Here is a 2,009-nt window from a genome sequence, read left to right on the forward strand (position 1 = left end):
AAGTGGACCGGTATCGACGCTTGAAAGTTGACCCCCTCCAGAGGTCTGGCTCGTTGAGTCAGGCCGGGAGGAGTGGTGATCAGCGTGGAGGACTGTGTCCGCTGCAGTCGGCCCTTATTCGCGTTCCGCCCGTTACGCCAGACTTTGCCGGTCCGTCGGTTGATCCCCACGATCCGGCAGGCCTCTGTGTTGTTGTAGCCCTCCCGCATGAGCTGGAAGTATGCCGCCCGCTCAGCGGTCAGCCGCTTCCGGCCCTGCGGCTTCCGGTCCTTCCGGATCTGGTCCATCGCATCCCCTGAGCTGGGGTGTTGCAACGACCACTGGAATAGAAGGAAGGAGGACGGGGCCTTTCAGGTTCACGCGTACTGTCGACGCTGCGGATCGAGGCCGAGGGAGAGCAGTCCCGTGCCCTGCTTCACCTGTTGCTGGGGTGCGCCGACGCGGCGGCAGACGAAAGCATCCGGGTCGGAGGCCGGCGCATGCAGTGACTTTCCATAGGTGGCCCCCCAAGAAGCGATCTTCCCGACCCTGGCCCCTTTTTAGAGCAATTGTCAAAGCCTGTGGATCGGCGGGGAGGGGGTCCAGGGCACTGGGACTTGCCGAAGATCGCCCCTCCCGGACGATCGGTGTCCCGGGGTCGGGGCTCAACCGCATGCAAGCCGCGGCTGTGCGTGAGAGCCTGAAAAGGAAGGTGCCGATGAACGACACAACGTCGCACAGCCCGACGGCCTAGGTGGGCGACGGCCGGACCAACGTCCAGGCCGGTTCAATCTGGCCACGACTTCGTCCATTCTTCGTAGCGAGGTTCACCTCGCTCCACCGTCGACGGGTCTGTCCATCGCTTCGAAGCGAGGTGCACCAGGATGTCAACGCTGATCCACCCCCGCTATGCTCAAGGCATCGATGAGGTCAGGTCACTTGAGGCCTCACTCGCGTCATCCAGGCCTGAGCCCCGGACCGCCGATGATATCGGCAAAGGGTTCGTCGAACGGCTCCAGGCCGACGCCGTACGCCGGCAGAAGCAGTTCGAGCACGACGCCGGCCTGGCGCGTCCCGTCGTGGACCGACTCCTGGACGTTCCCGACCTGCGGGAGGCCGCGAAGCCACTCGGAGCCGACCAGAAGAGGCGGCTGGAGACCAAGACCGGGACCTCGTCCTCGCCCCCCGCATATGCTGCTGCGCCGCAGGACTGGCGGATGAACGATGTCGACTTCGTCTTCAAGTCGCCGCCGTATGACGGGGCTTTTACGAACGGTTCGGGCGCCGCGGCCAGTGCCGAGCATGCGACTTTCAGCCTGAACGTGCAAGCCATCGGATCTTCCGACGCGTGTTCCCTCAGCATGGGTTCCTGGTTCTTCGTCCCCCAGGACAACCCCGCCCTGCGACTCAGCACGTCGATCTGGTTCAACAGAGACTGGCACCAGCAGGCGATGGGCTATGTCGCACACAGCCGGTTCGGGACCGCGCTTCAGATCTGGGACGACACCGCCAAGACAGCGCTGCCGGCAGCCCCCATCGCACCGGGCTGGAATGACGGCGTGGGCTGGTTCGAGGCACATGGTGACCATACGGAAGGCGAGTGGATCGACGCAGACACGCACTTCCCGGCAACGGGCGGCCACTGGTACTTCATTCAGGTGGGGTTCTCCGCCTCGGTCGACGCGGACAGCGGCATCTTCGGCGTAGCTGACTCGACCATCCATGTAAACGGGTGGCTCTCGTACCTGATGCTGGGCATCTGGCCGTCATAGCTCTGCGGTTCGCCGCCGCGGCGGTCTTCGGGGACTTGCGGCACCATGGCGGCAGGATCCCCGAAGGCTGAGTTGATCCGCGGCATCCACCCCCAGGTGCTGGCGGACTACCGGCTGGAGGCCGCGATCCCGGACGTCGCCGACCGGTCGGCGGTCCGGTGGACATCGACGTACTGGGCGGCTCCGGCGACACCTTGGACAAACTGTTCACCATCACCCAAAACCCTACAAACTCTCCACACGTGCGCGATCTGGAAC

General features: G+C 64.7%; 1 protein-coding gene and 1 pseudogene. One reads left to right on the top strand and one right to left on the bottom strand.

Going from position 1 to position 2,009, the window contains the following annotated elements; genetic code table 11:
• Positions 1-287, bottom strand: a pseudogene (locus ACWFR4_RS48560) (hypothetical protein); the annotation flags it as partial.
• Between the two features lie 576 nt (positions 288-863).
• Here ACWFR4_RS48560 and ACWFR4_RS48565 point away from each other — a divergent pair.
• Complete coding sequence (locus tag ACWFR4_RS48565) at positions 864-1,751, top strand: hypothetical protein (protein WP_453658363.1); 888 nt, start codon at positions 864-866, stop codon at positions 1,749-1,751.
• Positions 1,752-2,009 lie beyond the last annotated feature (258 nt).

Source organism: Streptomyces sp. NPDC055140 (assembly GCF_053607285.1).

Bases quoted from the DNA above. Each gene is read 5' to 3' on its own strand.
- ACWFR4_RS48565 (WP_453658363.1), top strand. From the start codon at position 864: ATGTCAACGCTGATCCACCCCCGCTATGCTCAAGGCATCGATGAGGTC.